We start from the raw sequence: 26,006 nt of genomic DNA on the forward strand, positions 1-26,006 counted from the left end.
GGTATCCTTACCCGCCAGTCCGACAATCACTCCTCGTATGACCGCCACCGCAGACGCGCCCGCCGACAGCGCGGGTCCGGACAGCTCGTCGCTGTTCTACGACACGTGGCTGGACTGGCTGATAATCGGCCTGCTCGGCGTCGGGAGCGTCGTCGCCGCGTGGCTCGGCGTGACCGTCTCGACCGCCGTCGACCGCGCGTTCGCCGAGGACGTCGCCGCCGAGTTCCTCGCGGGGCCGGACGCCGCCGAGTTCCCGCTGACGGAGCCCGAACTCGCGGACGCCATCTACGCGGTCGCCACGTGGGCCGGCGGCGGCCTCGTCGTCGCCGGCGTCCTCACGCTTGCCCTCTGCGTCTGGTTCCGCCGGTACCGCAACCGCGTCCGCGACCGCCTCGCCGAGGGCCGCCGGCCGCCGCGCTGGCACGCGCCGCTGCTCGGCGGCCTGCTCGCGACCGCGTTGGCGTTGGTGCCGTTCCCGCAGGCCGTCGGTGGCGGCGCCGCCGGCTACCTCTCCGACGGCAGTTCCACCCTCGACGGCGCCGTCGCCGGCGTGGTGTTCGGCGCGCCCGGCTACGTCGTCTGGCTGGCGGCGGTCGCCGGGACGCTCGCCGCCGGCTTCGGCTTCGTCGCCGCGTTCCTCTTGTTCGTGATGCTTCTCGAACTCGTCGTCAACGTGCTGTTCGCCGCCGTCGGCGGCCTCGTCGCCGCCCTCATCTGGAACTGACCGCCGGCGGCGAGCGCGCGTCGAACCACCAAGCTTGAACCACCGGCCCCCGAAGCCCTGACTATGCCCGAAACCGAGCGCGTCTGGCTGGTCTTCCGGGAGTACACCGACAAGGGCCTGCTCAACCTCGTGTACGCGACGCCCGACGGCGAGCACGTGCTCCGCAAGCAGCGCTCGCTGAACGCCGGCGACCCGACCGCCGCCGTCGACGCCGACGCCGACGACCTCGAACCCGTCGAGGACGCCGAGGACCGCCAGCGGTACGGCCAGGAGGCCAGTCGGATGCGGGACTCCCACGACCCCGACGACCGCGTGTAGTTCGCAGCGGCTGCATCCGGGAGCAAGACACTTCACCCCGCACCGTGACCGCCCGACCATGCAGACGCCCCGCCCGGCGGTGGTAGCGTGACGTGGCCTGTCGTCGCGCGCCGCGACCTCCGCGCCCTCCGCGCCGACAACTCCCTGCTCGTGTACGGCGGCTTCTTCGCGCTGGCCGCGGCCGCGCTCGCGTACGGCTCGACGAACGGCGGGCTGACGCCGCTGCCGTCCACGCTCGCGTTGCTGTTCCTGTTCGCGGTGCCGCTGACCGCCGGCACGCTCACCCACGAGGCCGTGCCCAGCGGCGTCGCCACCGGCCGCATCCGGCTCACGCTCTCGCTGCCGCACCCGCGGTCGTCGCTGCTCGCGGGCGCGGGCGCCGCCCGCCTCACGGTGACGCTCGCCGGCGTCGTCGCCGCAATCGCCGTCGCCGCCGTCGTCTACGCGCTCCGCGGCGCGCCGGTGCCCGTGGTCCGCGTGCTCGCGGTGCTCGCGCTCGCCGCGCTGCTGGCCGCCGCGTTCGTCGCCGCGACGCTCGCGCTCACCGCGGGCTCGACGTCCACCACGCTCGCGGCCGCGACCACGTACGGGTTCTTCGTGGTGGCGTTCTTCTGGCCGGTCGCGCTGAGCCTCGGCCGAACCGTTCTCGCCAGCTACGGCGTCAGCGTCGGCGGCGGCGCCGTGGACGCCGTCGTCGTCGCCAGCCCCGTCTTCGCGTACGCGAACGCGCTCACCGTCGTCGGCGTCGACTCCGTCACCACGGCCGGCTCCGTCCCGGACGGCGTCGGCGCCGTCGTCCTGTTCGCGTGGACGGTCGCCGGGTTCGCGCTCGCGGTGCGGCGTTTCGACCGCGTCGAACTCTGAGCCGCCGTCCTGCGGTCGCTCGCGCTGCGAACGCCCCCAACGGATTTAGGAGGGCGGCGCGACCCTTCCCGCATGGCAGCAATCGAACTCGACGGCGTCACCAAGCGGTACGGTGACGTCACCGCCCTCCACGACCTCGACCTCCAGGTCCAGTCCGGGGAGATATACGGCTTCCTCGGGCCGAACGGCGCCGGGAAGTCCACCACCATCGACATCCTCCTGGACTTCGTGCGGCCGACCGCCGGCACCGCGACCGTGCTCGGGTACGACGCCCACGACGACTCGCTGGCCATCCGCCAGCGCATCGGCGTGCTCCCCGAGGGGTTCCACGTCTACGAGCGCCTCACCGCGCGCCAGCACCTCCAGTTCGCCATCGAGTCGAAGGCCGCCGACGACGACCCCGACGCGCTCTTGGAGCGCGTCGGCATCCCGGACGCCGCCGACCGGAAGGCCGGCGGCTTCTCGAAGGGGATGCAGCAGCGCCTCGCGCTCGCCATCGCGCTCGTCGGCGACCCCGACCTCCTGATTCTGGACGAGCCCTCGACGGGGCTGGACCCCAACGGCGCCCGCGAGATGCGCGAAATCATCAAGGAGGAAGCGTCTCGCGGCGCGACCGTCTTCTTCTCCAGTCACATCCTCGAACAGGTCGAAGCCGTCTGCGACCGCGTCGGCATCCTCCAGTCCGGCGAACTCGTCGCGCAGGACACCATCCGCGGGCTCCGCGAGGCCGCCGGCACGGGCTCGACGCTGACGGTCACCGTCGAGGAACTCACGCCCGACGTCGTCGAAGCCGTCGAGGGCGTCCCCGGCGTCACGAGCGTCGACACCGACCGCGACGTGCTCACCGTGACCACCGATGACGCCTCCAAGACCGACGTCCTCGACGCCGTCGAGGGCGCGGGCGGCGAGGTCGTCGACTTCGCCACCCGGGAGGCGTCGCTGGACGACGTGTTCGCCGCGTACACGAACGGCCGCGACGAGGAGGTGTCGGCATGAGCTGGGCCGCCGTCGCGAAGAAGGACTTCCAGGACGCCGCGCGCTCGAAGGCGCTGTGGGCGCTGGCCGCGCTGTTCGTGCTGTTCATGGCGGGCGCGGCGTGGCTCTACACGGAGATACAGTCCGGCGGGCAGGGCGGGGAGCTGGCGGCCATCGACCTCCTCTTTTTCCTGCTTAGCCCCGCCGCGTTCGTCGTCCCAATCACCGGACTCGTCATCGGCCACAAGGCCATCGCGGGCGAGCTCGAATCCGGGAGCGCGAAGTTCCTGCTGTCGCTGCCCCACACCCGACGGGACGCCGTTCTCGGGAAGGTCGCGGGACGGGGCGGGGTCATCGCCGCCGCCATCGTCGTCGGCCTCGTCGCCGCCGCAATCGTCACGCTCGTTCGCTACGACACCTTCGACGCGACCGCGTACCTCGGGTTCTCGCTTCTGACGATTCTGCTCGGCGTGACGTACACCGCCATCGGCGTCGGGCTCTCCGCGGCGACCAAGCGCTCCGGTCGCGCCACCATCCTCGCGCTCGTGTTCTTCGTCGTCTTCGAGGTCGGCTGGGGGCTGGTCACCTCGGGCATCTACTACCTCTCGACGGGGTCGCTGGTCCCCGGCATCGACACGGCGCCCCCGGAGTGGTACCTCCTGATGAACCGCGTGCCGCCGTCGGCGGCGTTCACGAACGCCGTCTACCAGTTCCTCCCCGGGAACGGCACCATCGTCGCCCAGCTGTTCCCGCAGAACCCCCCTATTTACCTCTCGAAGTGGGCCGCGCTCGCGACGCTGCTCGTCTGGCTGGTCGTCGTTCCCGCGCTGGGCTACTACCGCTTCCGGGGCATGGACCTGTAGCTACGGCTCGCAGCGGTACCGCCGCGTCCGCGCGCCGTTGAAGCGCGGCCCTGCGCCCGCGTCCTCGAAGCCCTCGTCCAACAGCACGTCTGCCAGCGCGTCGCCCTCGTCCAGTACGACCTCCACGGGGAGTTCCTCGTGGGCCGCGAACTCCCGGGGGCCGTCCAGCAGCACGTCCACCGTCTCCGGGTCGCCGGCCAGTCGCGTGACGTGGACGGCGCCCCGGCCCGCGTCGAACGCCACGAACCCCACGACGTCGCCGTCGTCGTCGGCGACGCGCACCGTGCGGTCCCTGACGAGGCGCGCGGCGTCGAGGTCGTCGTCGGCGAGCGCGTCCAGCGCGGCCGCGTCCTCCGCCGTCGCGTCACGAACGTTCATGGCCCCACGTACGCCGGCGACCGACTTAACGGCGCGGGCGCGGGGGAGGCAACCGTTTCGTGCATGCAAGCAGTTATCACCACCCGCGTCCCTACGACCCGGCAATGAGCACGGCTCGGACCGGTGGGAAGCGATGCGCGTAGTCGCGAAGTTCGGCGGCACTAGTCTCGGGAGCGGCGACCGCATCGAGCGGGCCGCCGACTCCGTCGCCGACGCGGTCGCCGCCGGCCACGAGATAGCGGTCGTCGCGTCCGCGATGGGGAACACGACGGACGAACTGCTCGACGACATCACCTTCGAGGCCGACGACGCCGACCGCGCGGAAATCGTCTCCATGGGCGAGCGCACCTCCGTGCGGATGCTGAAGGCGGCGCTGGCCGCCCGCGGCGTGAACGCTGTCTTCCTCGAACCCGGCCACCCCGACTGGCCGGTCGTCGCCAACGACCGCGGCGAGGTCGACGTCGAGGAGACCCGCAAGCGCGTGGAAGCGCTCGCTGAGGACCTCGGCGACGTCGTCCCCGTCATCACTGGCTTCCTCGCCGAGGACCTCGACGGGAACGTGACGACGCTCGGCCGCGGCGGCAGCGACACGACGGCCGTGATGCTCGGCCGGTACGCCGACGCCGACGAGGTCGTCATCGTCACCGACGTCGAGGGCGTCATGACCGGCGACCCCCACGTCGTCGAGGGCGCGCGCAACGTCGGCGAAATCACCGTCGACGAACTCCGGAACCTCTCCTTCCGCGGCGCCGAAGTCGTCGCGCCCTCCGCGCTCTCGTTCAAGGACGACGAACTCGACGTCCGCGTCATCCACTACCAGCACGGCGACCTGCTCTCCGGCGGCACGAAAATCGAGGGGCAGTTCGAGAATATGATCGACATGCGGGACACGCCGCTGGCGTGTCTCACCGTCGCCGGGCGCGCCATCCGCAACCGCCCCGGCATCATGTCCACGCTGTCGACCGCACTCTACGACTCGGACATCAACGTTGACGCGGTCGCATCCGGCATGGACTCGATGACGTTCTACGTCGACGAGGACGTCGCCGAGCGCGCCGAGAACGTCCTCCACAGCGAGGTCATCGAGGTCGGCGAGCTCTCCTCGGTCACCGTCCGCGACGAGGTCGCGGTCATCCGCGTGCTCGGCGGCGAACTCCCGAACCAGCCGGGCGTCCTCCGGCGCATCGTCGACCCCATCGCGGAGGCCGGCATCAACGTCATCGACATCATCTCCAGCGCGACCTCCGTGGCGGTGTTCGTGGACTGGGACGACCGCGAGCAGACGCTGGACATCGTCCAGGACCACTTCGGCTCCTGACTACCGACCGTCCGCGAGTCGCTCCGCGGTCCCGTCCGGCAACCCCGCTTCTCTGACCGCCTCGGCGACCCGCTCGACGTCGTACTCGACGCGGTGCTCCTCGACCGACGGCGCTTCGACGTCCAGCACCGCGTACGCCGCGCGGGGGTCGCGGTCGCGGGGCTGGCCGACGCTCCCCGGATTCAACACGACGCCGTCGTCGTACACCTCGTGGTGCTGGACGTGCGTGTGCCCGAGAATCAGGGCGTCCTCGTCGCCGAGCAGGTGCGGGCCGAACGCCTCCGGGTACGTGTAGCGGTCCTGCACCTCGGGGTGGTCGTGGACGACCTTCACGCGCCCGTCGAACAGCGTCCGCTCGCGGGGGAGCCGCTGTACCCACTCGCGCTGGACGTCGTTGAGCTCGGCTTTGGCGTGCCGGACGCCGGCCTGCGCCATCCCGTTCCCGCCGAAGTTCCGGTCGGTCGCCACCATCCGGTCGTGGTTGCCCATCACCGTCGGGACGTCGCGCTCGCGGAGCGCGTCCACGCACGCCGCGGGCCACGGATTGTAGCCGACGACGTCGCCGGCGCAGACGAGCGCGTCCACGTCCGGCAGGTCGTCGAGCACGGCCTCCAGCGCGACCAGATTCGAGTGGATGTCGGAGACGACGCCGACCTTCATACCCGCAGGTCGGTCCCGCGCGCCCTTAGTTCTCCGGCCCGTTCTCGATTGCCGTCGCGTAGCCGTCGCCGTCCCGGACGACGCCGACCGCGCAGACCGCGTGCTCGAACGCCGCGCTGTACGCCTCCTCGGCGGCCTCGCCCGCGCTGTCGGCCTCGAAGCCGATTGGTTCGGGGCTGTCCTTCTCGTAGGTCGCGACCAGCGTCGGCTCCTCGACGGCCTCCACGAGTAGCGCGTCCTTCCGCACTGTTCCGACGTACGCCCCGCCGTCGGGCGTCAGTACGCCCGCGATGCGGGGCGTGTCGTAGTCGTCTTTCTCGTAGTCGAGCGCGAGCAGGCTCTCCGCGAGCGCGTCCCGCGCCGGGTAGCCGAGCCCGAGTTTCTCCGTAATCGGGTCGACGTGGCTGCCGTTCCCGACGACCGCGTGGCCCGCCGCCGTCCGATAGCAGTTGTACGACACGTAGGGGTTGTCCGTCTCCGGCGCGTCCGGCGTCGGCGCGACCGTCAGCGCGTCCTCGCGCTCGACCACCCGGCGGTTCGGGAACGACCGCGAGGACACTCGGTACGCTGCCACGTCCGGACCGACGACGACGAACCGTCCGACGTACATACGCGAACGTGCATCCTCGGACGGCAAATAGGCGTCGAACTGGGCACGTTCGCGCGGTCGCCGGAGCGCTCGCGGTGTCTCCGTCGTCGGGGTTCGCAACACTCATAAGCCACAATCGCCTTCTACCGTGTGCGAGCAGTCCATTGGGGTAGTGGCCAATCCTGAAGCCTTCTGGGGGCTTCGACCCTGGTTCGAATCCAGGATGGACTATTCTTCTTCACTCCTCGACTTCGTAGCGCCGCGTCTGCTTTACGTTCCAAGATTCCACCACCGAGTAGCCGAACGAATCCAACCACAACGCCACTAAACGAAGCGCCCCTTCGTTGACACATGAGCGTCGTCGACACGCTCGCGGCGGGCGTCAGGTTCGGCGCCGAGATGTTCTGGGAGACGTGGTGGGCGCTCGTGCTCGGGTTCACTATCGCGGGCGCCGTCGAGACGTTCGTCAGCGAACAGCGGATGTCCCGGGTGCTCGGCGGGTCCGGGCTGCGCGAACTCGGGCTCGGGACGCTGTTCGGCGCCGCGTCGTCGTCGTGTTCGTTCGGCGCCGTCGCGACGACCAAGAGCCTCTTCAAGAAGGGCGCGTCCCCGATAGCGAGCCTGGCGGCGTTCCAGTTCGCGTCCACGAACCTCGTCATCGAACTCGGGCTGGTGATGTGGATTCTGCTCGGCTGGGAGTTCGTGCTCGCCGACTACGTCGCCGGGCTGTTGCTCATCGTGTTGCTCGCCGGCGTCTTCAAGTTCGTCGTGCCCGAGTCGTGGTTCGCGGCCGCCCGCGAGCACGTTCAGGCCGCGGAGGGCGTCCGCGACCCGGTCTGCGGGATGGACGTGGACCCGACCAGCGACGACGTCGTGACGCTGGAGACCGACTCGGGGACCGAGTACTTCTGCTCGGAGTCCTGCAAGCGCACGTACCGCGAGGAACGCGAGGCCGGCGAGCGCCAGCCCAGTCTCGCGACCCGGCAGGGCTGGCGGCTCGCCGCGAAGAACGCGGTCGGCGAGTGGAAGATGCTGTGGACGGACATCGTCGCCGGCTTCCTCGTCGCGGGCCTCATCGGGGTGTTCGTGCCGCGCGCGTGGTGGACGACGCTGTTCGACGTCGGCGCGCAGGGGTCGTTCACGTGGGTCGCCGCGAGCGCCATCATCGGCGTCACGGTCGGCGTCGTGACGTTCGTCTGCTCGGTGGGGAACGTCCCGTTCGCAGTCATCCTCTGGAGCAACGGCATCGCGTTCGGCGGCGTCATGTCGTTCATCTTCGCGGACCTCATCGTCCCGACCATCACCGACGCCTACCGCCGGTACTACGGCCTGCGGATGGCAGCGGTGCTGTTCGTCGGCATCTTCGTGACCGCCGTCGTCTCCGGCGTCGCCATCCACTACGCGTGGCACGGCCTCGGGCTCGTGCCCGCGCAGGGCGAAGCCGGCGGCACCGCGCCCTCGGGGTACACGACGTACCTGAACGCGGCGTTCACGCTCGTCTTCCTCGCGGAACTCTACCTGATGTACGGCGCGAGCGCCGACGAAGACGCGGAGCGAGCGCACGCACACTGAGAGAACAGCCGATACGTTGAACCGCGCCGTGGGCGAACCACTCGTCCCCATGCTCCGGGACGCCCTCCACGGCCTGCGGTCGCTGCTGTTTGACCCGGACTCGTTCTTCGAGACGCACCCGCCCGAGCGCTCGCTCGCCGGCGCCGCGCTCGTCGTCGTCGCGGTCGCCGTCGTCACGTCCGTCGTGGTCGCCGGCATCGGCGAGTACATGGCCGCCCAAATCGACGCCACCGTCACGCGCACGACGATGGAGCCGTGGTCGGAGTCGATGTGCCAGTCGTTCGCCGACATGGACGGCCCGCTGCCCGAACCGTGCACCATCGACGAGCCGCGGACCGAGCAGGTCTCGGTCGGCGCGGAACTCCGCGACGAGGTGTACGGCCGCATCCCCGTGATTTTCTTCGCCACCCTCCTCGGCTGGGTGCTGGTCGCCGTCGCGCTGCACGCGGTCGGCGCGTTCACCGGCAGCCGCGGGTCGTTCACCGCGACGCTGTCGGTCACCGGCTGGGCGATGCCCGCGCAGCTCGTCCAGACCGCCTTCGGCGTCGTCGGCCTCGTCGTCCTGTTCTCGGGCGTCGACTTCGCCAGCGACCCGGAACTGCTGGCCGACCAGCTCCGGCAGCTCACGAACACGACCGGCACCGCAATCGGCACGCTCGGCGCGCTCGTCGGCGCCGCGTGGCAGGCGTATATCTGGACGCACGGCCTCCACGAGAGCCACGACGCCACGTTCGGGAGCGCCGCCGCGGCCTCGGGCGTCGTCGCGGTCCTGCTGTTCGTGGCTTCGCTGGCGTGACCCACTTTCAGTTTCACCGCGCGGCAGGATTCCGTTCTTGTGTGCGACGCGCGTCAGACGCAGCTATGCCCGACCACCCGTCCGACGCCGGCTGGCGCGTCAAGTGCCCGCGCGGCCACACGCGACTGCGCCGCCAGCGCGACGGCCGGTACTACTGCCGTAGCTGCCAGCGCCACTACGACCGCCGCGACCTCCGGCAGTGACGCCGGGCGTCTGACAACCGTCCGCTCCTCGCGGGCGGCGTTTCGACTGGAAAACCCGCTGACACCTCCCGAACGACGCGACCCCGCCACTACCTTCCCGGCGACAGAATCGCACGACGACGAGCACCCCACACCCCTCCGTTTCGACTGGAACGAGGTGTGCTAGCGCTTCGCTCACTCGTCCTCGACGAGGTCCATCGCGTCGAGCTCGCGCCCGGGGTTGTACTCCGCGTGGTTCCCGTGCTCGATGCCCGCGCGCCCGGTCAACTCGCCGAGAATCGCCTCCCGGGCGTCCTCGGGGGTGTCGTACTCCTCGGGCACCAGCCGGTCGAAGACGTCCGCTAGCGCCTCCGTCTCGTTGACGGCTTCGTCGCGGGCGGTCGCGTACTTGGCCTTCAGCGAACTCGCGTTCGTCGGGTAGCTCGACCTCTGTACGGCCGCCTCCATCGCTTCGAGGGTCTCCTCGACGTGCTCCGCTTGCGTGCGCTCGTGCTCGCTGGGGAACTCCTCGGTCGACTCCTCGGGCACGTACTCCTCGCTGTCGTCGCTCATACCTAGGTGGTCCGACGCGCCCGGCAAATGCGTGCTGGCCGCCTACTTCTCGACGTCCAGCAGCGCCACGCGCTCCCGGACGACGCCCGCGAGGTCGCCCGCGGCAGCGTCCAACTCGGCGTCGCCCACGTCGAAGAATTCCCGAATCGTCTCGCGGTCCCCGTAGACGCCCGCCCCGCCGGGCTCGTCGGCCGCCAGCACTCGCGCGTCGTCGAGGAACGCCGCGACTGCCGCCGCCGCGCGCTCCTCGTCGCCGCCCGCGACGACGACCACGACCGCCTGCTCGCCCGCCGCGACGCCCATCGCCAGCGCCTCCCGAATCTGCCGGCGGCCCGCCGCGTACAGCAGGACTTCGACCGCGCGGTCGCTGGCGACGTTCTCCCCGCGGTCGAACGCGCGGTCGGCGTGCTTGACCGCCGCCGCGAGGTGCTCGCGGCCCGCCACGTACTCCGCGTCGAACGCCTGCACCGCCGTCTCCGGGCTGCCGTCCGGGAGGCCCGCGACGAACGTCTCCACGTCCTCGACGACCGCGGTCCCGGCGACCAGTTTCACGAGAAGTCCCCCAGGTTCGCCTGTCCGCTCCGGTCGGCCTCCTCGGCGGCCGCCACCGCGTCGGCGTCCGCGCTCACGGCGTCCATCTCCGGGTCCGGGTGGCCGACGTTCTCGAGGATGCGCTCGGCGGTCTTCTCGCGCCCGCGGACCGCGCCCAGCACGAGGCTCTTCTCGGCATTCCGGAGGTCCGCCCGCGACTCGATGCCCGCGTTGTAGAGGCGTCGCGCGCGCTTCCGGCCGACGTCGCGCACGCCGGCGAGGTCCAGCAGTTCCTCCCGGACGCCGTACTCCACGCGCTTGCGCGCCTCCCGCACGGCGGCCGCACACTCCACGTCGTCGAGGTCGCCCGCGAGCCGCTCGGCCGCGTGCAGCAGCCACTCCGCGGTCTCGACCTTCCCGCGGATGTCGCCCGGGCCGACGCCGTAGCGCTCCGCGATGCGTTCCTCGTCCAGCTCGGAGGCCCAGTCTTCGAGCAGTTTCGCCGTCTTCAGCGCGGATAGCCAGTCCTCGAAGGCCGCCTCCTCCTCGCGGGGCGCCGACCCCAGCAGTTCCTCCTCGCGCTCGTAGGCCAACTCGGTGTACTTCTCGCGGTCGCCCGACCGCAGGTAGAGTTCGTACATGTCCGGCGTCCGACTCACGAGGTGGAACAGGCCGAACGGCGTCGGGCTCGCGCCTCCGTTGTCGTCCGTCTCGTCGTGCTCGTCGCTTGCTCCGTCCTCGCTCTGCATCTCGCTGGCAGTCTGGAACGTCGCTTCCCCCGCGCGGCTCGCGGCTTCGCCGCTCGCTCGTCCCGCGGCCTCCCGCTGGTCGGCCGCGCGCAGTCCGTCCACGAGCGTCGCCGCGCTCATCGGGTCGACGTACAGCTGGCTCACGAGGTGGCCCGTGCTGGTCGCGCGCAGCGTGCCGTCCTCGCGCTCCACGAACCCGTTCCGTTCGAGGTACGCCAGCACGTCCTTCGTGACGCGCTTCAGGCGGCCGGGGTCGTCGGTCTGCGTGGCGTACAGCGTCTCCCCGAGGAACTCGTGGAGCGCGTCCTCGGTCGTCGTGAAGCCCGTCGCGACCGCCGCGAGCACGTGCGTCCGGAGCGCGGGCTCCGCCGCGAGCTTCGAGCGCACGGGCTCGGGCTCGGCGTAGATGTAGCGGTCGAACAGCTCCTCCAGTTCGTCGTGGTTGTTCGCGAGCAGTACCGCCTCGCCGTACGGGTCTCGGCCGGGGCGGCCCGCGCGCCCGAACATCTGGTGGACCTCCAGCACGGACAGCGGCTGCATCCCGCCCGCGGTGCCGTCGTAGCGCTGCCAGTCCCGCACCACGACCCGGCGGCTCGGCGTGTTCACGCCCGCCGCGAGCGTCGGCGTCGCGGAGACGACCTTGATGGCGCGGTCGCGGAACGCCTCCTCCACGAGTTCGCGGTGTTCGCGCGCCAGTCCCGCGTGGTGGAACGCCGCGCCCTTCTCCACGGCGTCCGCGAGGTCGTCGCTTGTTTCGGTGTCGCTGACGCCCCGGATTTCGTCGGCGACCTCCCGGAGGCGCTGTCGGTCGTCGTCGCTGATGCCCTGCTTGGTCACGTCCGCGAGCCGGCGCGCCGCCGCCTCCGCGTTCCGACGGGAGTTCACGAACACGAGCGTCGAGCCGCCGTCCTGGAGGGTGTCCTCGACGATGGCGGCGGTCTGACTGTCGCTGCCGCCCGTCGCCAGCTCCTCTTGGGTGCCGTCGTCGTAGTGGACCGCCTGCCCGTAGTGGACGCCCGTCCGCAGGTCGATGGGCCGCCACGTCGAGTCCACGAGCTCGGCGTCCAGCCACTCGGCTATCTCGTCGGCGTTCCCGACCGTCGCCGACAGCGCCACCACTTGGAGGTCCTGCACGCGCTGGCGGAGCTTCGCCAGCGTCACCTCCAGCGTCGGCCCGCGGTGGTCGTCGTCCACGAGGTGGACCTCGTCCGCGACCACGCAGGAGAGGTCGTCGATCCAGCCCGCGCCGTTGCGCACCAGCGAGTCCACCTTCTCGGAGGTCGCGACGATGATGTCGTTGTCCGACAGCCGCGAGCCGTCGTCCTCGTAGTTCCCCGTGGAGACGCCCACTGAGAACCCGAACTGCTCGAACTCCTCGAACTCGGTGGCCTTCTCACCGGCGAGCGCGCGCAGCGGCACGATGTACAGCGCCTTCCCGCCGCGCTCGACCGCCGACAGCATCGCCAGCTCCGCGACGAGCGTCTTCCCGCTGGCGGTCGGCACGCTCGCCACGAGGCTCTCGCCCTCCGCGACGCCGGCCTCCACGGCCTCGGCCTGCGGCGGGTACAGCTCCTCGATGCCCCCCGATTCGAGGTGGTCGGCGACCCCCTCGGGGAGCCCCGGTACGTCCGCGACTTTCATTGTCCCGAAGTAGGCGCGTCCCGCGGTTTAAACTGTCGCACCGGCCGAACAGCGCTCGCGCTCTCGTCGCTGGATATCGCTAGCACTCCGTCTCCTACGTGTAGAAAGCCCCGGCGGGCTCGCGGTCGCTCGCCGGCATATCCGCTCGGTCGCTTCGCTCCCTCGCGGATAGCGGCCGGCAAGACGACCACGCGAGCGCGAGCCCGCCGCCCCTTTCAGTCCCACCCGTTGCCGGTTGGTCGGCCGGTAGCCGGGTGGACTGAAAGGGGCGAGGCTGTGGACGAAGGCAGGCGAAGCAAGCACCGCAGGGAGCGAAGCGACCGAGGCGCGCAACGAGCCTCCCGAGTCCACAGCCTCGGGGCTTTCGAGGTGTTCGAGACTGTACTCGCGACTCCAGCCGAGCGGATCTGACCTAGCCCGGCAACGATATACGCGGGGCGGTACCACGGTTGCGTATGCGAGTCGAGTTCGACCGGGACGTCTGCATCGGGATGTTCCAGTGCGTGGCGGAGTGGGACGCCTTCGAGGAGGACACGGACGCGGGCAAGGCAGTCCTGCGGGACAGCGAGGAGGTCGAGGACGGCGTGTTCGCGCGGGAGGTGCCCGAGGACGCCGAGTTGGACGCGAAGTTCGCGGCGCGCTCGTGTCCCGTGGACGCCATCGCCGTCTACGACGAGGACGGCGAGCAGGTCGTCTGAGCGGCGCTCGCGCCCACCTAGATTTATGGTAACCCATCACACACTAGCGACTGCGATGTGCCACCACTGGGAGGAGGTGCCGATACGGGAACTCGAACCGGAGCACGAATCCGCGGACGACGAGGAACCGGACGACGTGACGAAAGAGGTCGCGCCAGCCTGACGAGCCGGCGCCGGAATTACGCGATTTTCTCGTACTGCTCGGAGAGCTTCTCGGCAGCCTCGCCGAGCTGGTCGCGCTCGTACTCCGTGAGGTCCCACTCCACGACCTCCTCGACGCCGTTCGAGCCGAGCTTCACGGGGACGCCGAGGCCCACGTCGTCGAGGCCGTACTCGCCGTCGAGGACGACGGAGCCGGGGAGGACTTCGCCGGTGTCGCGGAGGATGGCCTCGACCATGTGGGCGACGCCCGTCGCCGGCCCCCACTGGGTCGCGCCCTTGCGCTCGATGACGTCCATCGCGGACTGCTGGAGCTCTTCGAGGATTTCCTCGCGCTCGTCGTCCGAGAACTCGGGGTCGGCGCCGTTCACGCGCACCTTCGAGAACACGGGCACCTGGGCGTCGCCGTGCTCGCCGAGGATGGTTGCTTCGACGTTCTGGACGGGCGCGTCGAAGCGCTGGCTGAGCACGTAGCGGAAGCGCGCGGAGTCGAGGCGGCCGCCGAACCCGACGACCTTGTGGCGGTCGCGGTCGCCCGCCTCGTAGAGGTGGCGGTTCAGCAGGTCGACGGGGTTCGACGTCGTCACCGTCACGAAGTCGTCGTTGTGCTCGGCGATGGAGGAGCCGATGTCCTCCATGATGGGTGCGTTGTCGCCCGCGAGGTCGATGCGGGTCTGCCCGGGCTGGCGCGGAATCCCCGCGGTGATGACGACCACGTCGGAGCCGGCGGTGTCCTCGTAGGACCCCTGATAGACCTCCGTGTTGGAGTCGTAGGCGACGCCGTGGTTCGCGTCCGCGGCCTGCCCGATGGTCTCGTCTTCCTTGTCCGGGATGTCCACGAACACGAGCTCGTCGGCGACGTCGCGGAGCGCGAGGTTGTAGCCTGCGGCGGCGCCGACCGTGCCGGCGGCCCCCACGATGCTGACTTTCGTCATATCACGTATACCCACCGCCGGCGAATCCGTTAAGCGCTTCGGTGGCTCCGCGAACGCGGGAAAACCACCCGCACGCACGGCGACGACCGACTAACGACGATTCGACGACCGTCGAATCGACTGCCGGCGGGCGGCTGCCGCAGGCTTTTCGAGGCGTCGCGTCCTGTATCCTCCCATGAGCGACACGGACGACGGCTTCGACGAGGAAGCCGTGCGCGAGGAACTCCGCGAGAAGTACGCCGACGACGACCGCGGCGAGACCGAGCGCATGAGCGAACTCCTCCTGCAGGGCGCGACGATGACCAACCAGCACTGCGACCGCTGCGGGAACCCCATCTTCCGCTACGAGGGCGAGTCGTTCTGCCCGAACTGCCAGCAGGCCGCCGAACAACAGCAGGCCGCACAGCAGCAGGCCGCACAGCAGCAGGCCGCACAGCAGGACGCCGGCCAGCAGCGAGCCGACGCGCAGGAACGACCGGCTCGCCAGTCCCAGCAGTCCGCGAGTGGCGAGACGGAGGCGGCCGAGTCCGCCCGCGCCGGCCGGCAGCCCGGGAACGCCGCGGAGCGCCAGCCGCCCGCCGAGGGCCGCCAGCCCGCCGACCGCCAAGCTTCCCAGCCCACCCGCCAACAGCGTTCCGCGCCGACCGAACAGCCGGCGGCCCGCGGCGAGCCAGCGGCCAGCGCGGCGACCGGCGAGGCCGCCGACGCCCTCGAATCCTCGATTGCCGCGCTCGCGCGTCGCGGCGCCAGCGCCGACGACCCGCGGCGCGCCCGCGAGTTCCTCGAAGCCGCCCGCGAGGCCGCCGAAGCGCTGGACGCGCTCCACCGCAACGCGTAACTCCGCGGCAGCGCACTACCGCACATGGACATCCTCGTCCCCGTCGACGGCTCCGACTGCAGTTTCCGCGCGCTCGGGTTCGCCGCGGAGATGGCGCGCCGCTACGAGGGACGCCTCGACGCCGTCCACTTCGCGGAGGCCGAGTCCGAGAGCACGGACGCCGTCCTCGACCGCGCCGCGCGCGTCCTCGACGCACAGGACGTCGACACCGAACCCGAGGTCAACACGGACGTCGACGTGGAGTTCCGGCCCAGCGACAGCGTCGGCGACGACATCCTCGAACTCGTCGAGGACCGCGGCTACGACCACGTCGTGATGGGCCACCACGGCGCCGGCGCAATCGAGCGCGCGCTCCTCGGGAGCGCCGCCGAGACCGTGCTGCACGCCGACCGCGTGCCCGTGACGGTCATCCCCTGATTCTGACGCGTTGGCACGCATCCAAACCGCTTAACCCCCAGCGCTGACTCCGCAGTCGTATGGACACCTACGAACTCCTCACGCGGAACGCGGCGGAAGTCGTGACCGAGGAGGAAGTCGAAGCGCTCGCCGACGACCCCGACGGGAAGCGAGCGTACGTCGGCTACGAGCCCTCGGGCGTGCTCCACCTCGGCCACCTGCTCACCGCGAACAAGCTCATCGACCTGCAGGACGCCGGCCTCGACGTCGTCGTCCTCCTCGCGGACGTCCACGCGTACCTCAACGGGAAGGGGTCCTTCGAGGAGATTCGCGATACGGCAGAGCAGATGCGCGAGCAGTTCCTCGCGTACGGGCTCGACGACGACCAGACGGAGTTCGTGCTCGGTAGCGACTACCAGCTCGACGACGACTACGAACTCGACCTCCACGAGCTGGAGCTGGCGACGTCGCTGAACCGCGCGCAGCGCGCGATGGCCGAGATTCAGGGCGGCGAGACGGCGAAGGTCAGCCACGTCGTCTACCCGCTGATGCAGGCGCTGGACATCGAGTACCTCGACGTCGACGTCGCCGTCGGCGGGATGGACCAGCGGAAGGTCCACATGCTCGCCCGCGAGGAACTCCCGAGTCTGGGCTACGAGAAGCGCCCCGCCATCCACACGCCCATCGTCGGCGACCTCGGCACGGGCGAGGGGAAGATGTCCTCCAGCGAGGGCATCACCATCTCCATGGAGGACTCCACGGAAGACCTCGAAGAGAAGGTGAACTCGGCGTTCTGCCCGCCGACCCGCGACCCCGAGGGCGACCTCGTCAACCCCGTGTTGGAGTTGTTCCAGTACCACGTCTTCCCGCGTTTCGAGGAGGTCGTCGTCGAGCGCCCCGACGAGTACGGCGGGAACCTCGAATACGACGACTACGAGGCGCTCGCTGCGGACCTCGAAGCCGGCGAACTCCACCCCGCGGATGCGAAGGGCGCGCTCGCGGACTACCTCGACGAACTCATCGCGCCCGGCCGCGAGCGCCTCCGCGAGCTTCGCGGCGAGTAACGAAAAGCATCCGCGAGCGCCGCTGGCGCTCGCGGTTCACAGCGCGCGAAGCGCGCTGGCGTCGAGGGCCCCGTAGTGGGGTCCGACGGCGCTTTTTCCGCAAGTTTTTGCCGAGCGGGGTGCGCCTTCGGCGCACCCCCGCAGCGCAAAAAGTGCGTTCCTAGACCCCGAGCAGGTCGAAGCCGTAGCCGTTGTCGTGTTCGTCGGCGTGTTCGTAGGCGACGTGGGCGGCGGCGACGTCCTGGATGGCGAGGCCGGTGGAGTCGAAGACGGTGATGCCGTCGTCGGCGGTGCGGCCGTCCTTGAGGCCGGTGACGAGTTCGCCGACTTCGCCGTAGATGTCGTCGTCGCCGAGCACGCCCGCGTTGTAGGGGACGTTGATTTCGCCGGAGTGGGTGGTCTGGGCGTGGTCGTCGATGACGAGCTTGGCGTCGAGGAGGAGCTGGTCGGCGAGTTCGTGTTTGCCTTCGGCGTCGGCACCCATCGCGTTGATGTGGGTGTGGTCGGCGACGTCCTCGCGGGAGACGATGGGGTCCTCGACGGGCGTGACCGTCGAGAGCACGTCGCAGTGGCCGGCGTCGCTAATCGAGCCCTCGCGGACGTCGAAGCGGTCCTCGAAGTGCTCGACGAACGCGCGCACGGCGTCCTCGTTGACGTCGCTGACGACGACTTCCTCGATGTCGCGGACCGTCGAGATGGCTTCCAGCTGCGTGTACGACTGGACGCCGGCGCCGACGACGCCGAACGAGGTGGCGTCCTCGATTGCGAGGTAGTCGGTGGCGACGGCCGCGGCGGCGCCCGTGCGCTGCATCGTGAGTTCGGTGCCGTCCATGATGGCCAGCGGGTAGGCGTTCTCGGGGTCGGAGTACACCATCGTCCCCATCACGGTCGGGAGGTCGTAGTGCGTGGGGTTGTCCGGGTGGACGTTCACCCACTTGATGCCGGCGGCGTCCCAGTCGCCGGCGTCCAGGTACGCGGGCATCGACCGGAAGTCGCCGTTGTACTCGGGGAGGTCGATGTAGGACTTCGAGGGCATCTGGGCGTCGCCCGTCTGGTAGGCCGCGAACGCGTCCTCGACGGCCGGAATCAGGTCCGCCATCTGGACGTTCTCGCTGACGTCGTCTTTGTTGAGCAGCAGCGTCTCCATGCCGCAAAAATTGCGGGCGCCGCACTTAGAACCTCCCTTGTGTCGACAGCCGCCGCTGTCCGGAAGTTCCGAAAGAAAGACGCGAGTCGATGAGCGGGCGGTGCGAGGCGGGTCAACAGAGGGCTAGCATTCGGCGGCCGCAGGCCGCCGATTCACCGAGCGCGAAGCGCTCGGGCGCCGAGGACCCCCGAAGGGGGTCCGACGGCGCTTTTCCCCAAGTTTTTGCCGAGCGAGCGGCGCGAAGCGCCGCGAGCGCAGGGCAAAAAGTGGGTTTACATCATGCCGCCCATGCCGCCGCCCATACCGCCGCCCATGCCGCCGGGGCCGCCGGCGGGCGGGCCTTCGTCGCCGCCTTCGTCGCCGCCGACCTGCCCGCCGGCGAGGTCGCCCGCGGCGATGACGTCGTCGATGCGGAGAATCATCGTCGCCGCCTCGGTGGCGGATTCGATGGCCTGGGTCTTCACGCGGAGCGGCTCGACGACGCCCTCGGCGTCCATGTCGATGACTTCGCCGGTGTAGGCGTCGAGGCCGGCCGCGGAGTTGCCGGCGTCGTGCTGGCTGCGGAGGTCCACGAGGGAGTCGATGGGGTCGTGGCCCGCGTTCTCCGCGAGCGTGCGCGGGATGACTTCCAGCGCGTCCGCGAACGCTTCGACGGCGAGCTGCTCGCGGCCGCCGACGGAGTCGGCGAACTGGCGCAGCTCCATCGCGAGCTCGGTCTCGGGGGCGCCGCCGCCGGGCAGCACCTTGCCGTCTTCGAGCGTGACGCGGACGACGCCGAGCGAGTCGTCGATGGCGCGCTCGACCTCGTCGACGACGTGCTCGGTGCCGCCGCGGAGGATGAGCGTGACGGACTTCGCTTCCTCGACGTCCTCGACGAAGATGCGCTCGTCGCCGCCGATGTCCTTCTGGGCGACGCTGCCGGCTTCACCGAGGTCGTCGGCTTCGATGTCGTTGACGTTCGAGACCGGCGTGGCGCCGGTGGCGCGGGACAGACGGGTGAAGTCGTCGGATTTCACGCGGCGGACGGCGAGGATGCCCTCCTGCGCGAGGTAGTGCTGGGCCATGTCGTCGATGCCGCCGTCCACGAAGACGACGTTCGCGCCGGCGTCGGCGAGCGAATCGACCATCTCCTTGAGCTGCTCCTCTTCCTGGTCGAGGAACTGCTGGAGCTGGTCGGGGTCGGTGACGTTGACCTCGGTGTCGATTTCGGTCTCCTTGATTTCGAGGCCGTCGTCGACGAGCGCGATTTTGGCGTCCTCGACGCCGAAGGGCATGTTCTCGTTGACGCGCTCCTTGTCCACGATGACGCCCTCGATGAGCTCGGAGTTCTCGATGGCGCCGCCGGTGACCTTCTCGACTTTGATGTTGTCCGTGTCGACGCTGTCCTCGTCGGCGACCGACTGGACGGCGCGGACCACGAGGCTGGAGAGGACGTCCTTGGCGTTCTCGGCGCCCTTCCCGGTCATCGAGGTGGCGGCGAGCTTCTCCAGCTCCTCGGTGTCGTCCGGGGAGATGTCCACGGCCTTCTCCTCGAGGAACTCGCGGGCCTGCTCGGCGGCCTGTCGGTAGCCCTGCGCGAGCGTGGTCGCGTGGATGTCCTGTTCGAGGAGGTCCTCGGCCTCCGAGAGGAGTTCACCGGAGACGACGACGGCGGACGTGGTGCCGTCGCCGACCTCGGTCTCCTGTGTCTCGGCGACCTCGACGATCATGTTGGCCGCCGGGTGCTCGATGTCCATCTCCTTGAGGATGGTGACGCCGTCGTTCGTGACGACGACTTCGCCCGTGGAGTCCACGAGCATCTTGTCCATCCCCTTCGGGCCGAGCGTCGTCCGAACGGCCTCGGAGACGGCTTTCCCGGCGGTGATGTTCATCGACTGTGCGTCCTCTCCGGAGGTGCGCTGGCTGTCCTCGGAGAGTACAATAAGTGGCTGATTGCCCATCTGCTGCGCCATAGTCACTCATTGATTGAATGCGATTCTATTTAAAGATTGTGCGTAAGGGAGTACCACACCTTGGGAGACGGTCTCAGACGCCGGTACGCGCCAACTCCCGCGAACCCGCCGCTCCTATTTATGTAGTATCCGCCGAGCGCACGCGTCCGCGCCGCTACGCGTTCCGCACGCGCATCGCGCCCGCCAGACAGAACAGGACGCCGGCCAGCACGAGCGTGTTCCCCGCCGGCTCGGCGGCGAACGGCACCAGCGCGTGCGTGGCGACGACGTGACCCAGCACGGTCAACTCCACGCCCACCAGCATCGTGCCGAGCCCGACGACCGAATCACTAGCCATCGGTGACGACGACGAGACGGTGAGAGGTAAAACCGCAGAAGCGTGTGCAGGGACTGCGAACCCGGTTCAGCCGGGGAACTCGTGGTACTCCATGCCCTGCTGTTTGAGCTCCTCGGCGCGCTTGCGCTCGAGGAACGAGTAGACGGAGCCGTGAGGGGCGCCGTCGAGCAGCATCTCCGCGGCCGACCGGGCGACGTCGACCTCGTTCGGCTGGCCGATGACGCCGAACGTCGACCCGTAGATGACGACGTTCGCTCCCGTGAGCTCCTCCATCAACTCGCGCGTGCGGCCGTTCTCGCCGATGAGCCGCCCCTTCTTGCGGCGGAGGTCGTTGTCGTTGCGGGCAGCGCGCTCGATGTCCACCGTCTCGAACATCCGCATCTCGTCGTCCAGCAGGCTCAGTGCCGCGTCCGGGTCGAACCCGCGGCCGATTGCGCGGACGATTTCCGGCGCCTGCATTCCGCGAACGGGGTCGCCGGTGCGCTCGATGGCGACCGACCCGTCCTCGGAGTCGACGTCGAGACGGACCTCCGCGGCCTGCTCGATGCGCCGCAGCGTCTCACCCCCCTCGCCGATGAGCGCGCCGATGCGGTCCTGCGGAATCTTCACGTGCTTCATGATACACCAGAATACTGGACGGGCGCGTAAAAGCCTTCTCTCCCGTCGTGTGACCGCTTCACGCCCGTTCCGTCGGGTTGACGGCCACTCCGAGTTCCGCGGTCACGCGCGCTGGAAGCCGACCGCGTCCCGCGCCCGCTCGCGTTCCGCGTCGGTGAGCCGGTAGGCCGCGAGCTCCGCGCGCACGTCACCCAGCGCGTTCCGGCGACGCTGGTGCTCGCCGAGGAACTCCGCGATGCGGTCGGCGGCCAGCTCCTTCAGTTCGCCCGAGAGCAGGTCGCCGTTCCGGTAGTCGCGCTCGACGCGCGCGAGTTCGCGGTCGTCCGGCTCGAAGAACGCCGCGAGGTACTGGAACGGCACGTCCACGTCGGGGTCGCCGCCGTGCTCGCGGTGTTCCTCGACGCTCGCGCGACCGCCCGTGTAGGCGTGTTCGCGGACTTTCCGTCGGACCGTCTCGGCGTCGTCCGTGAGCCGAATCGCGACGCCCTCGGAGCTACTCATCTTCCCCGGCCCGCCCAGCGACGGCAGGAACCGCATCAGCAGCGCGCCCGGCTTGGTCGCGGGGTAGCGGGCCTTCGCGGCCACGTCCCGGCTCACCCGCACGTGCGGGTCTTGGTCGACGGCGATGGGGACCAGCGTCTCGTGCTCGCCGTGGACGAGCTGCGGGAGCAACAGGTGCGCGGTCTGTACGGCCGGGTAGAACCCCTGCCCGAGGTTCTCCGGGGTGCCGTAGACCGCTTCCAGCGTCGCGTTCGTGATGTCTCGCCCGAACGCCGTCGCCAGCGGATAGATTACGTCGGCGTCCTCCGTGTCGACGACGATTCTGGTCAGCTCCGGGTCGAAGCCGACCGCGAGCAGGTCCCGGAGGTTCGATTCGAGGTACTCGCTCGTCTCCGCGGCGGTCTGGTCCTTGAACCAGTACTTCTCGTCGTCCGAGACGGGGACGTAGACGCGCGCGCCGAACGCGTCCTGGAGGCGCTTCGCGAAGTAGAACACCATCGCGTGCCCGAGGTGCATCGGCCCGGACGGCCCGATGCCCGTGACGACGGACTGCTCCTCACTGTCGAGGAAGGCGTCCACGTCGCGGCCCGCGTAGAACGAGCCGCGGCGCACGAGCGGGTGGTCGGGGAAGCGCCGTCGCTGGTCGTCGGTCAGTTCGTCCGCGCCGAACTGCGCGAGCAGTCTCTCGTAATCGAGGTCGCCCGAGACGCTGTACGGCGTGACGGAGTCTGTACTGTCCTGCTGGGTGTCGTCGGCTGGCATTGTGTGTGTGGATGTGGCTGGTGCTCGGCGAGCGGTGCGCGAGAGAAGCGAGGGAGCCACGCGCCCGGCCCGGCCGGGTGACGCCCGTCAGGCCGCGGCGGCGAGACTGTCCGCTCCCGGAGCACGCCAGCGCCAGCCGGTGGGAGCGGACTGCATACTCGGCGGTAGTCGGAGTCCGGTGAAAACGATTCCGGTCGGTTACTCGCCGTCGGGGCGCTCGGTCTCCTCGTCCGAGCGCGGGGACGCGTTCTCCACCACGTAGTCGTACAGCGACTCGGGGTCGGCGTCCGCGCCCTGCCGCGCGAAGAAGTTCGCGACGTTCCGGCAGTCCCGGCGCAGGTACTCGTCGTGCTTGTTGTGGTGGACGGTGACCGCCTGCCCGACGTCGATGACGACGAGTTCGCCGTCGTACACCACGAGGTTGTACTCCGAGAGGTCGCCGTGCACGAGGCCCGCGTCGTACAGCCGGCGGATGTACTCGCGGACGACCTCGTAGGCGGTCTCGGGGTTGTCCACGTCCACGTCGTTCAGCGTCGGCGCGGCGTCGCCCTCCTGGCCGATGAGCTCCATCACGAGCACGTTCCGCTGAACCGCGATTGGCTCGGGCACGCGAACGCCGGCCTCGCGGGCGCGCTGGAGGTTCGAGAACTCCTTGCGCGTCCACGACAACACGACCGCCTTCTTGTCGCCGCGAATTCCCTCGAAGCGCGGGTCGCCCTCGAGGTAGCCCCGCATCTGCTTGAAGTTCGACGCGTTGATGCGGTAGACTTTCACCGCGACGTCGCCGCCGTCGTGGTCCAGGGCCTCGTAGACGTTGGCCTCCTTCCCGGTCGAAATCGGGCCGCCGAACGCGCCCACGTAGCCGTCCTCGACGAGCTTGTAGATGGCGGCGTACGTCGCGTCGTCGAACGCGCCGTCGTCGAGCTTGAACCGCTCGTTGTCCTTCAGGCGCTTGCGGAACTCCGCGAACTCGCGGTCCTGCCGGCGCGCGATGCGGTCGGCTTCAGTGTCCGAGACGTCGATCTCCTCGAACTCGTCGCCGGCCGCGCCCTCCGTGTCCTCGGCGAGCCCGAAGTCGTCGGTCACCGCCGACCCGTCATTGGATGTGTCCTTCGTCACGTAGCTGGTCCGCCTCCGATTTCTCGTATCGCCACACGACGTCGGCCTTCTCGTCCTGCCAGTCCCACGGCTCGACGAGCACGACGTCGCCCTCCCGAATCCAGATGCGCTTCTGCATCCGGCCGGGGATGCGGGCGGTCCGCTCCTCCCCGTCCGCGCAACGAACCCGGACGCGGTTCGCGCCGAGCATGTCTGTGACTTCCGCGAACACCTCGTCGTCCTCGGGCATCCGAAGGTTCGTGCGTCCACCTTCGTCGTCGCTCATGGGGCCGAATAGGACAGCGAGCGGTTTAAACCCTGCACAATTGGGGTGTGGGGCCGCGCTCGCTGGACCAGTACGCTTACCCTCGTGGTGGCGCTCGTCCCGCACATGCTCGACAAGCTCGGTCTCTCCGGACTGTTCGGTATTCTGCTGATTCTCGCCGGTATCGGCGTCGTCGCGTGGAACGCCCCAATCGTCGCCGCCGGCCTCGTCCTCGTGTTGCTCGGGCTCACGCTCGTCGTCCGCCGCGCGGCCAAGTCGGTCATGGGGATGTTCGGCTTCTAGGCGCGCTGTCGTCGCTCGTGGTGAGACGCGGGAAACGGCTCGGCGTTAAGGTCGGTGGCGGGCGCGTGGCGCAAGCCTCCTATCCCCCGACTGCGTAGCCGCGTGCATGACAGCGGCCACGGGTGCGGAGCATGTCTAACTCGAACGCGAAGGGCAACCACCGGAAGACTCGCTCCGCTCGTCTTCCGAGCCCGCACTCGCGCCTGCGGCGCTCGCGCGGACGCCGAGAGCGCGAGCTCGCGAACGCATTCGATGGAGGTGACCATGTCTAACTCGAACGCGAAAGGGAATCGACGAGAACGAGAGCTCGTGAACGCCTTCGACGAGCGCGGGTTCGCGGTGATGCGCGCGCCCGCCAGCGGCGCGGCGACCGACCGCGAGCTCCCGGACGTGCTCGCGGGCGACGGCACCGTCTTCTACGCCGTCGAGGCGAAGTCCAGCGCGGGCGACCCTATCTACCTCACCGGCGAGGAGGTCGAGGCGCTGGTGTACTTCAGTCAGAACTTCGGCGCGAAACCCAAAATCGGCGTGCGCTTCGACCGCGAGGACTGGTACTTCTTCCACCCGGCGGACGTCTACCAGACCGACGGCGGGAACTACCGCGTGAAGAAGGAGACCGCCATCGAGGACGGCGAGACGTTCGACGACCTCCAGCACCACGGCGACGGCGACGCCGAGGGCAACGACGTCGAGGACGTGTTGCACGCCGTCGAGCAGGGCGTGCTGTCGCCCGAGGAAGCGGCGTCGATGCTCGACTGACCGGGGCGTTGCGGGGCCGCGACTCGCGGCGGACGCGACGGCTTCGAAGCGCTTTTGCCGGGGCCGACGAAAGCCCGCAGTATGTCTGAAGGGCCCGACGCCCGCCTCGAAGCGGGCATCGCCATCCTGTCTACTCTCGTCTTCATCGCCATCCTCGTGGCCGCCGGCACGATGAGCGAGGGGTTCGGTGAGACGGGCGCCTATGGCGTCATCGGCGCCGTCGTCGTCTTCATCCTCGTGATGGCCGGGGTCGGCTACTGGCTCTCCGGCAAGCAGGAGTAGTCAGGCTTCGGCGTCCTCGCCGTCCTCGCTCTCGCGCTCGCGCCAGTCCTCTAGGTCCTCGTCTTCTTCGTCGTCGAGTTTCGCCTCGTAGTACGACAGCGGGTGGTTGATGGCGTCGCAGAGGTCGTCGGGGTTCACGCAGTCACCGTAGGCCTTCATCGTCGCGCACGACGGCGCCGTGTACTCCGTGGGACTGGACTCCCCGCGGATGTGGTCGGTCTGGTAGCGCGTCATCTCCTCGCCGAACCCCGGGTTCACCTTGTAGATGTCCACGATTTCGTCGGTCGTCAGCCCGATGTTCGCGAGGAAGGTAGTGATGGCGAAGCGGCTGTGGTGCGGGAGGTGCTCGCCGCGCTGCACCTGGTCGAGGAGGTGTTGCATGCACGGCGGGAACAGCTCCGGGACGACGGTGTCGATTTCGCGCGTGAGGTCCATCTCCGAGAGCACGTCCCGCACCGCGGCCTCCGGGCCTTCGAGGGCGTCGGCGACCTCGTCGGGGACGTTCAGCGGGAGGCCCTCGGCGACGCGCTCGCGGACGGCTTCCCGGAGGAGCGTATCCAGTTCGGGCTCGCTGACCGGGACGCGACCGTCGTCCAGCGCGCGATTGACGAGCCGCCACTTGTCCGGGCGCAGCGACGACGACAACAGGAGGTACGTCGGCACGTCCACGTCGTAGCCGTCCTGCGTGGCGTGGACGTGGCTCGTCAGGTCGAACTCCCGGAGGAGGTCGCTCCGCGAGAGGCTGGCGTCGTCGCCGACGCTCTTCAACTCGGAGTCGTCGGTCTCGTCGGCGGTGAACCGCTCGTAGGCGGCGTTGGCTTCGGCGTCAGCGTACTTCCGCACGAGGACGTGTTCGTCCACGACGGAGACGAGCACGCGCGCCACGGGGTAGGAGAGCAGCTCCACGCGGTTCGAGCGCGCGGGCTCGCCGACCTCGCCGCTGGTGAGCGCGCCGACGACGCGCTCGCGGGCGCGCTCGACGACCGCGTCGTCCTCGGCGACGACCGCCGCGAGGTCCACCCCGGCCTCCTGGACCGCCTGCCGGGATTCGCCGAGGAACGGGTAGCGAGCGTGGCGCGCGTTCATCGACTCCATGCTTGCGAGCGGACGCCGATAAACACCCCGGCTCGCGACGGTCGGGCGCGACCGAAGGGCTATC

General features: G+C 69.7%; 31 protein-coding genes and 1 tRNA gene. 17 read left to right on the forward strand and 15 right to left on the reverse strand.

Annotated features, from left to right (window positions below; all coding sequences use genetic code 11):
• The first annotated feature begins 37 nt into the window (after positions 1-37).
• From ABSL23_RS04565 to ABSL23_RS04585, 5 genes are all read left to right on the forward strand, one after another.
• The gene (locus tag ABSL23_RS04565; RefSeq protein ID WP_353634889.1) at positions 38-724 is read left to right on the forward strand and encodes a DUF5518 domain-containing protein; all 687 of its coding nucleotides are present in this window, start codon (positions 38-40) and stop codon (positions 722-724) included.
• Between the two features lie 63 nt (positions 725-787).
• Entirely contained in the window at positions 788-1,042 is a 255-nt protein-coding gene (locus ABSL23_RS04570) for a hypothetical protein (RefSeq protein WP_059058090.1), read from the forward strand.
• Between the two features lie 87 nt (positions 1,043-1,129).
• Entirely contained in the window at positions 1,130-1,906 is a 777-nt protein-coding gene (locus ABSL23_RS04575; protein ID WP_353634890.1) for an ABC transporter permease subunit, read from the forward strand.
• Positions 1,907-1,978: 72 nt separating this feature from the next.
• Positions 1,979-2,902 carry an ABC transporter ATP-binding protein gene (locus ABSL23_RS04580; protein ID WP_353634891.1) on the forward strand — a complete coding sequence of 308 codons (924 nt, stop codon included), beginning with the start codon at positions 1,979-1,981 and terminating at the stop codon, positions 2,900-2,902.
• Entirely contained in the window at positions 2,899-3,744 is an 846-nt protein-coding gene (locus ABSL23_RS04585; protein WP_059058084.1) for an ABC transporter permease, read from the forward strand. Before ABSL23_RS04580 ends, ABSL23_RS04585 begins: the two co-directional genes overlap by 4 nt.
• Here ABSL23_RS04585 and ABSL23_RS04590 read toward each other — a convergent pair whose 3' ends face one another.
• Positions 3,745-4,122 (reverse strand): hypothetical protein, encoded by a 378-nt coding sequence (locus ABSL23_RS04590; RefSeq protein ID WP_353634892.1) that lies wholly within the window; start codon positions 4,120-4,122, stop codon positions 3,745-3,747. It lies immediately after the preceding gene.
• A 133-nt stretch (positions 4,123-4,255) separates the two neighbouring features.
• On the opposite strand from ABSL23_RS04590, the gene ABSL23_RS04595 reads away from it, so the two are divergent.
• A complete protein-coding gene (locus ABSL23_RS04595) occupies positions 4,256-5,440 on the forward strand; it encodes an aspartate kinase (protein ID WP_353634893.1) in 1,185 nt (394 codons plus the stop codon).
• Here the strand turns inward: ABSL23_RS04595 and ABSL23_RS04600 are convergent, their stop codons facing one another.
• Both ABSL23_RS04600 and ABSL23_RS04605 read right to left on the reverse strand, forming a co-directional pair.
• Complete coding sequence (locus tag ABSL23_RS04600; RefSeq protein WP_353634894.1) at positions 5,441-6,100, reverse strand: metallophosphoesterase family protein; 660 nt, start codon at positions 6,098-6,100, stop codon at positions 5,441-5,443.
• A 25-nt stretch (positions 6,101-6,125) separates the two neighbouring features.
• On the reverse strand, positions 6,126-6,710 hold the full coding sequence (locus ABSL23_RS04605) for an IMP cyclohydrolase (protein WP_353634895.1): 585 nt from the start codon (positions 6,708-6,710) through the stop codon (positions 6,126-6,128).
• Between the two features lie 137 nt (positions 6,711-6,847).
• Here ABSL23_RS04605 and ABSL23_RS04610 point away from each other — a divergent pair.
• The 4 genes from ABSL23_RS04610 to ABSL23_RS04625 all read left to right on the forward strand — a co-directional run bounded on the left by ABSL23_RS04610 (position 6,848) and on the right by ABSL23_RS04625 (position 9,260).
• A tRNA-Gln gene (locus tag ABSL23_RS04610) sits at positions 6,848-6,920 on the forward strand.
• 120 nt (positions 6,921-7,040) lie between these two features.
• Positions 7,041-8,261, forward strand: coding sequence for a permease (locus tag ABSL23_RS04615; RefSeq protein ID WP_353634896.1), 1,221 nt, complete (start codon positions 7,041-7,043; stop codon positions 8,259-8,261).
• Between the two features lie 49 nt (positions 8,262-8,310).
• A complete protein-coding gene (locus tag ABSL23_RS04620) occupies positions 8,311-9,057 on the forward strand; it encodes a Yip1 family protein (protein WP_353634897.1) in 747 nt (248 codons plus the stop codon).
• 65 nt (positions 9,058-9,122) lie between these two features.
• Positions 9,123-9,260: a hypothetical protein gene (locus ABSL23_RS04625; protein ID WP_353634898.1), complete on the forward strand. Its 138-nt coding sequence runs from the start codon at positions 9,123-9,125 to the stop codon at positions 9,258-9,260.
• A gap of 174 nt (positions 9,261-9,434) precedes the next feature.
• Here ABSL23_RS04625 and ABSL23_RS04630 read toward each other — a convergent pair whose 3' ends face one another.
• From ABSL23_RS04630 to ABSL23_RS04640, 3 genes are read right to left on the reverse strand one after another with little or no spacing between them, the layout of a single operon-like run.
• Positions 9,435-9,812, reverse strand: coding sequence for a hypothetical protein (locus ABSL23_RS04630; RefSeq protein WP_353634899.1), 378 nt, complete (start codon positions 9,810-9,812; stop codon positions 9,435-9,437).
• Positions 9,813-9,854: 42 nt separating this feature from the next.
• Positions 9,855-10,364: a KEOPS complex subunit Cgi121 gene (cgi121, locus tag ABSL23_RS04635; protein WP_353634900.1), complete on the reverse strand. Its 510-nt coding sequence runs from the start codon at positions 10,362-10,364 to the stop codon at positions 9,855-9,857.
• Positions 10,361-12,733: an ATP-dependent DNA helicase gene (locus ABSL23_RS04640; protein ID WP_353634901.1), complete on the reverse strand. Its 2,373-nt coding sequence runs from the start codon at positions 12,731-12,733 to the stop codon at positions 10,361-10,363. The genes cgi121 and ABSL23_RS04640 overlap by 4 nt, the downstream gene beginning before the upstream one ends.
• A gap of 455 nt (positions 12,734-13,188) precedes the next feature.
• On the opposite strand from ABSL23_RS04640, the gene ABSL23_RS04645 reads away from it, so the two are divergent.
• Complete coding sequence (locus tag ABSL23_RS04645) at positions 13,189-13,431, forward strand: ferredoxin (RefSeq protein ID WP_059058050.1); 243 nt, start codon at positions 13,189-13,191, stop codon at positions 13,429-13,431.
• Between the two features lie 179 nt (positions 13,432-13,610).
• Here the strand turns inward: ABSL23_RS04645 and mdh are convergent, their stop codons facing one another.
• Positions 13,611-14,525: a malate dehydrogenase gene (mdh, locus tag ABSL23_RS04650; protein ID WP_059058048.1), complete on the reverse strand. Its 915-nt coding sequence runs from the start codon at positions 14,523-14,525 to the stop codon at positions 13,611-13,613.
• 175 nt (positions 14,526-14,700) lie between these two features.
• On the opposite strand from mdh, the gene ABSL23_RS04655 reads away from it, so the two are divergent.
• Genes ABSL23_RS04655 through ABSL23_RS04665 form a run of 3 tightly spaced genes read left to right on the forward strand, consistent with a single transcriptional unit; the run spans position 14,701 to position 16,823 of the window.
• The gene (locus tag ABSL23_RS04655) at positions 14,701-15,363 is read left to right on the forward strand and encodes an Sjogren's syndrome/scleroderma autoantigen 1 family protein (RefSeq protein ID WP_353634902.1); all 663 of its coding nucleotides are present in this window, start codon (positions 14,701-14,703) and stop codon (positions 15,361-15,363) included.
• 24 nt (positions 15,364-15,387) lie between these two features.
• Positions 15,388-15,780 (forward strand): universal stress protein, encoded by a 393-nt coding sequence (locus tag ABSL23_RS04660; RefSeq protein ID WP_059058045.1) that lies wholly within the window; start codon positions 15,388-15,390, stop codon positions 15,778-15,780.
• A 59-nt stretch (positions 15,781-15,839) separates the two neighbouring features.
• Positions 15,840-16,823 (forward strand): tyrosine--tRNA ligase, encoded by a 984-nt coding sequence (locus tag ABSL23_RS04665; RefSeq protein ID WP_353634903.1) that lies wholly within the window; start codon positions 15,840-15,842, stop codon positions 16,821-16,823.
• Between the two features lie 160 nt (positions 16,824-16,983).
• Here ABSL23_RS04665 and ABSL23_RS04670 read toward each other — a convergent pair whose 3' ends face one another.
• The 7 genes from ABSL23_RS04670 to eif1A all read right to left on the reverse strand — a co-directional run bounded on the left by ABSL23_RS04670 (position 16,984) and on the right by eif1A (position 23,524).
• Complete coding sequence (locus ABSL23_RS04670; RefSeq protein WP_353634904.1) at positions 16,984-17,970, reverse strand: ornithine cyclodeaminase family protein; 987 nt, start codon at positions 17,968-17,970, stop codon at positions 16,984-16,986.
• 272 nt (positions 17,971-18,242) lie between these two features.
• Positions 18,243-19,922: a thermosome subunit alpha gene (gene thsA, locus ABSL23_RS04675; RefSeq protein ID WP_353634905.1), complete on the reverse strand. Its 1,680-nt coding sequence runs from the start codon at positions 19,920-19,922 to the stop codon at positions 18,243-18,245.
• A 154-nt stretch (positions 19,923-20,076) separates the two neighbouring features.
• Positions 20,077-20,259: a hypothetical protein gene (locus tag ABSL23_RS04680; RefSeq protein WP_059058039.1), complete on the reverse strand. Its 183-nt coding sequence runs from the start codon at positions 20,257-20,259 to the stop codon at positions 20,077-20,079.
• A 66-nt stretch (positions 20,260-20,325) separates the two neighbouring features.
• Positions 20,326-20,877, reverse strand: a complete 552-nt coding sequence (locus tag ABSL23_RS04685) for a KH domain-containing protein (protein ID WP_059058037.1) — start codon at positions 20,875-20,877, stop codon at positions 20,326-20,328.
• A gap of 102 nt (positions 20,878-20,979) precedes the next feature.
• Positions 20,980-22,140, reverse strand: a complete 1,161-nt coding sequence (locus ABSL23_RS04690; RefSeq protein WP_353634906.1) for a tryptophan--tRNA ligase — start codon at positions 22,138-22,140, stop codon at positions 20,980-20,982.
• 198 nt (positions 22,141-22,338) lie between these two features.
• Entirely contained in the window at positions 22,339-23,226 is an 888-nt protein-coding gene (gene rio1 / locus ABSL23_RS04695; RefSeq protein ID WP_353635402.1) for a serine/threonine-protein kinase Rio1, read from the reverse strand.
• A 10-nt stretch (positions 23,227-23,236) separates the two neighbouring features.
• Positions 23,237-23,524, reverse strand: a complete 288-nt coding sequence (gene eif1A, locus ABSL23_RS04700) for a translation initiation factor eIF-1A (RefSeq protein ID WP_059058031.1) — start codon at positions 23,522-23,524, stop codon at positions 23,237-23,239.
• Positions 23,525-23,629: 105 nt separating this feature from the next.
• On the opposite strand from eif1A, the gene ABSL23_RS04705 reads away from it, so the two are divergent.
• The 3 genes from ABSL23_RS04705 (at position 23,630) to ABSL23_RS04715 (ending at position 24,847) form a co-directional block, all read left to right on the forward strand.
• The gene (locus ABSL23_RS04705) at positions 23,630-23,806 is read left to right on the forward strand and encodes a hypothetical protein (RefSeq protein ID WP_353634907.1); all 177 of its coding nucleotides are present in this window, start codon (positions 23,630-23,632) and stop codon (positions 23,804-23,806) included.
• 264 nt (positions 23,807-24,070) lie between these two features.
• Positions 24,071-24,565 carry a Holliday junction resolvase Hjc gene (gene hjc / locus ABSL23_RS04710; protein ID WP_353634908.1) on the forward strand — a complete coding sequence of 165 codons (495 nt, stop codon included), beginning with the start codon at positions 24,071-24,073 and terminating at the stop codon, positions 24,563-24,565.
• An 81-nt stretch (positions 24,566-24,646) separates the two neighbouring features.
• Positions 24,647-24,847, forward strand: a complete 201-nt coding sequence (locus tag ABSL23_RS04715; protein WP_353634909.1) for a hypothetical protein — start codon at positions 24,647-24,649, stop codon at positions 24,845-24,847.
• Here ABSL23_RS04715 and priL read toward each other — a convergent pair whose 3' ends face one another.
• The gene (gene priL / locus ABSL23_RS04720; RefSeq protein WP_353634910.1) at positions 24,848-25,933 is read right to left on the reverse strand and encodes a DNA primase regulatory subunit PriL; all 1,086 of its coding nucleotides are present in this window, start codon (positions 25,931-25,933) and stop codon (positions 24,848-24,850) included.
• Positions 25,934-26,006 lie beyond the last annotated feature (73 nt).

Origin of the sequence: Halobacterium sp. NMX12-1 (genome assembly GCF_040435975.1) — an archaeon.
Lineage (GTDB): Archaea > Halobacteriota > Halobacteria > Halobacteriales > Halobacteriaceae > Halobacterium > Halobacterium hubeiense.

What these genes read in the sequence shown, in the direction of transcription:
- ABSL23_RS04565 (WP_353634889.1), top strand. Translation starts at nt 38, where the DNA reads ATGACCGCCACCGCAGACGCGCCCGCCGACAGCGCGGGTCCGGACAGC.
- ABSL23_RS04570 (WP_059058090.1), top strand. Translation starts at nt 788, where the DNA reads ATGCCCGAAACCGAGCGCGTCTGGCTGGTCTTCCGGGAGTACACCGAC.
- ABSL23_RS04580 (WP_353634891.1), top strand. Translation starts at nt 1,979, where the DNA reads ATGGCAGCAATCGAACTCGACGGCGTCACCAAGCGGTACGGTGACGTC.
- ABSL23_RS04585 (WP_059058084.1), top strand. Translation starts at nt 2,899, where the DNA reads ATGAGCTGGGCCGCCGTCGCGAAGAAGGACTTCCAGGACGCCGCGCGC.
- ABSL23_RS04590 (WP_353634892.1), bottom strand. Translation starts at nt 4,122, where the DNA reads ATGAACGTTCGTGACGCGACGGCGGAGGACGCGGCCGCGCTGGACGCG.
- ABSL23_RS04595 (WP_353634893.1), top strand. Translation starts at nt 4,256, where the DNA reads ATGCGCGTAGTCGCGAAGTTCGGCGGCACTAGTCTCGGGAGCGGCGAC.
- ABSL23_RS04600 (WP_353634894.1), bottom strand. Translation starts at nt 6,100, where the DNA reads ATGAAGGTCGGCGTCGTCTCCGACATCCACTCGAATCTGGTCGCGCTG.
- ABSL23_RS04605 (WP_353634895.1), bottom strand. Translation starts at nt 6,710, where the DNA reads ATGTACGTCGGACGGTTCGTCGTCGTCGGTCCGGACGTGGCAGCGTAC.
- ABSL23_RS04615 (WP_353634896.1), top strand. Translation starts at nt 7,041, where the DNA reads ATGAGCGTCGTCGACACGCTCGCGGCGGGCGTCAGGTTCGGCGCCGAG.
- ABSL23_RS04620 (WP_353634897.1), top strand. Translation starts at nt 8,311, where the DNA reads ATGCTCCGGGACGCCCTCCACGGCCTGCGGTCGCTGCTGTTTGACCCG.
- ABSL23_RS04625 (WP_353634898.1), top strand. Translation starts at nt 9,123, where the DNA reads ATGCCCGACCACCCGTCCGACGCCGGCTGGCGCGTCAAGTGCCCGCGC.
- ABSL23_RS04630 (WP_353634899.1), bottom strand. Translation starts at nt 9,812, where the DNA reads ATGAGCGACGACAGCGAGGAGTACGTGCCCGAGGAGTCGACCGAGGAG.
- ABSL23_RS04640 (WP_353634901.1), bottom strand. Translation starts at nt 12,733, where the DNA reads ATGAAAGTCGCGGACGTACCGGGGCTCCCCGAGGGGGTCGCCGACCAC.
- ABSL23_RS04645 (WP_059058050.1), top strand. Translation starts at nt 13,189, where the DNA reads ATGCGAGTCGAGTTCGACCGGGACGTCTGCATCGGGATGTTCCAGTGC.
- mdh (WP_059058048.1), bottom strand. Translation starts at nt 14,525, where the DNA reads ATGACGAAAGTCAGCATCGTGGGGGCCGCCGGCACGGTCGGCGCCGCC.
- ABSL23_RS04655 (WP_353634902.1), top strand. Translation starts at nt 14,701, where the DNA reads ATGAGCGACACGGACGACGGCTTCGACGAGGAAGCCGTGCGCGAGGAA.
- ABSL23_RS04660 (WP_059058045.1), top strand. Translation starts at nt 15,388, where the DNA reads ATGGACATCCTCGTCCCCGTCGACGGCTCCGACTGCAGTTTCCGCGCG.
- ABSL23_RS04665 (WP_353634903.1), top strand. Translation starts at nt 15,840, where the DNA reads ATGGACACCTACGAACTCCTCACGCGGAACGCGGCGGAAGTCGTGACC.
- ABSL23_RS04670 (WP_353634904.1), bottom strand. Translation starts at nt 17,970, where the DNA reads ATGGAGACGCTGCTGCTCAACAAAGACGACGTCAGCGAGAACGTCCAG.
- thsA (WP_353634905.1), bottom strand. Translation starts at nt 19,922, where the DNA reads ATGGCGCAGCAGATGGGCAATCAGCCACTTATTGTACTCTCCGAGGAC.
- ABSL23_RS04680 (WP_059058039.1), bottom strand. Translation starts at nt 20,259, where the DNA reads ATGGCTAGTGATTCGGTCGTCGGGCTCGGCACGATGCTGGTGGGCGTG.
- ABSL23_RS04685 (WP_059058037.1), bottom strand. Translation starts at nt 20,877, where the DNA reads ATGAAGCACGTGAAGATTCCGCAGGACCGCATCGGCGCGCTCATCGGC.
- ABSL23_RS04690 (WP_353634906.1), bottom strand. Translation starts at nt 22,140, where the DNA reads ATGCCAGCCGACGACACCCAGCAGGACAGTACAGACTCCGTCACGCCG.
- eif1A (WP_059058031.1), bottom strand. Translation starts at nt 23,524, where the DNA reads ATGAGCGACGACGAAGGTGGACGCACGAACCTTCGGATGCCCGAGGAC.
- ABSL23_RS04705 (WP_353634907.1), top strand. Translation starts at nt 23,630, where the DNA reads ATGCTCGACAAGCTCGGTCTCTCCGGACTGTTCGGTATTCTGCTGATT.
- hjc (WP_353634908.1), top strand. Translation starts at nt 24,071, where the DNA reads ATGTCTAACTCGAACGCGAAAGGGAATCGACGAGAACGAGAGCTCGTG.
- ABSL23_RS04715 (WP_353634909.1), top strand. Translation starts at nt 24,647, where the DNA reads ATGTCTGAAGGGCCCGACGCCCGCCTCGAAGCGGGCATCGCCATCCTG.
- priL (WP_353634910.1), bottom strand. Translation starts at nt 25,933, where the DNA reads ATGAACGCGCGCCACGCTCGCTACCCGTTCCTCGGCGAATCCCGGCAG.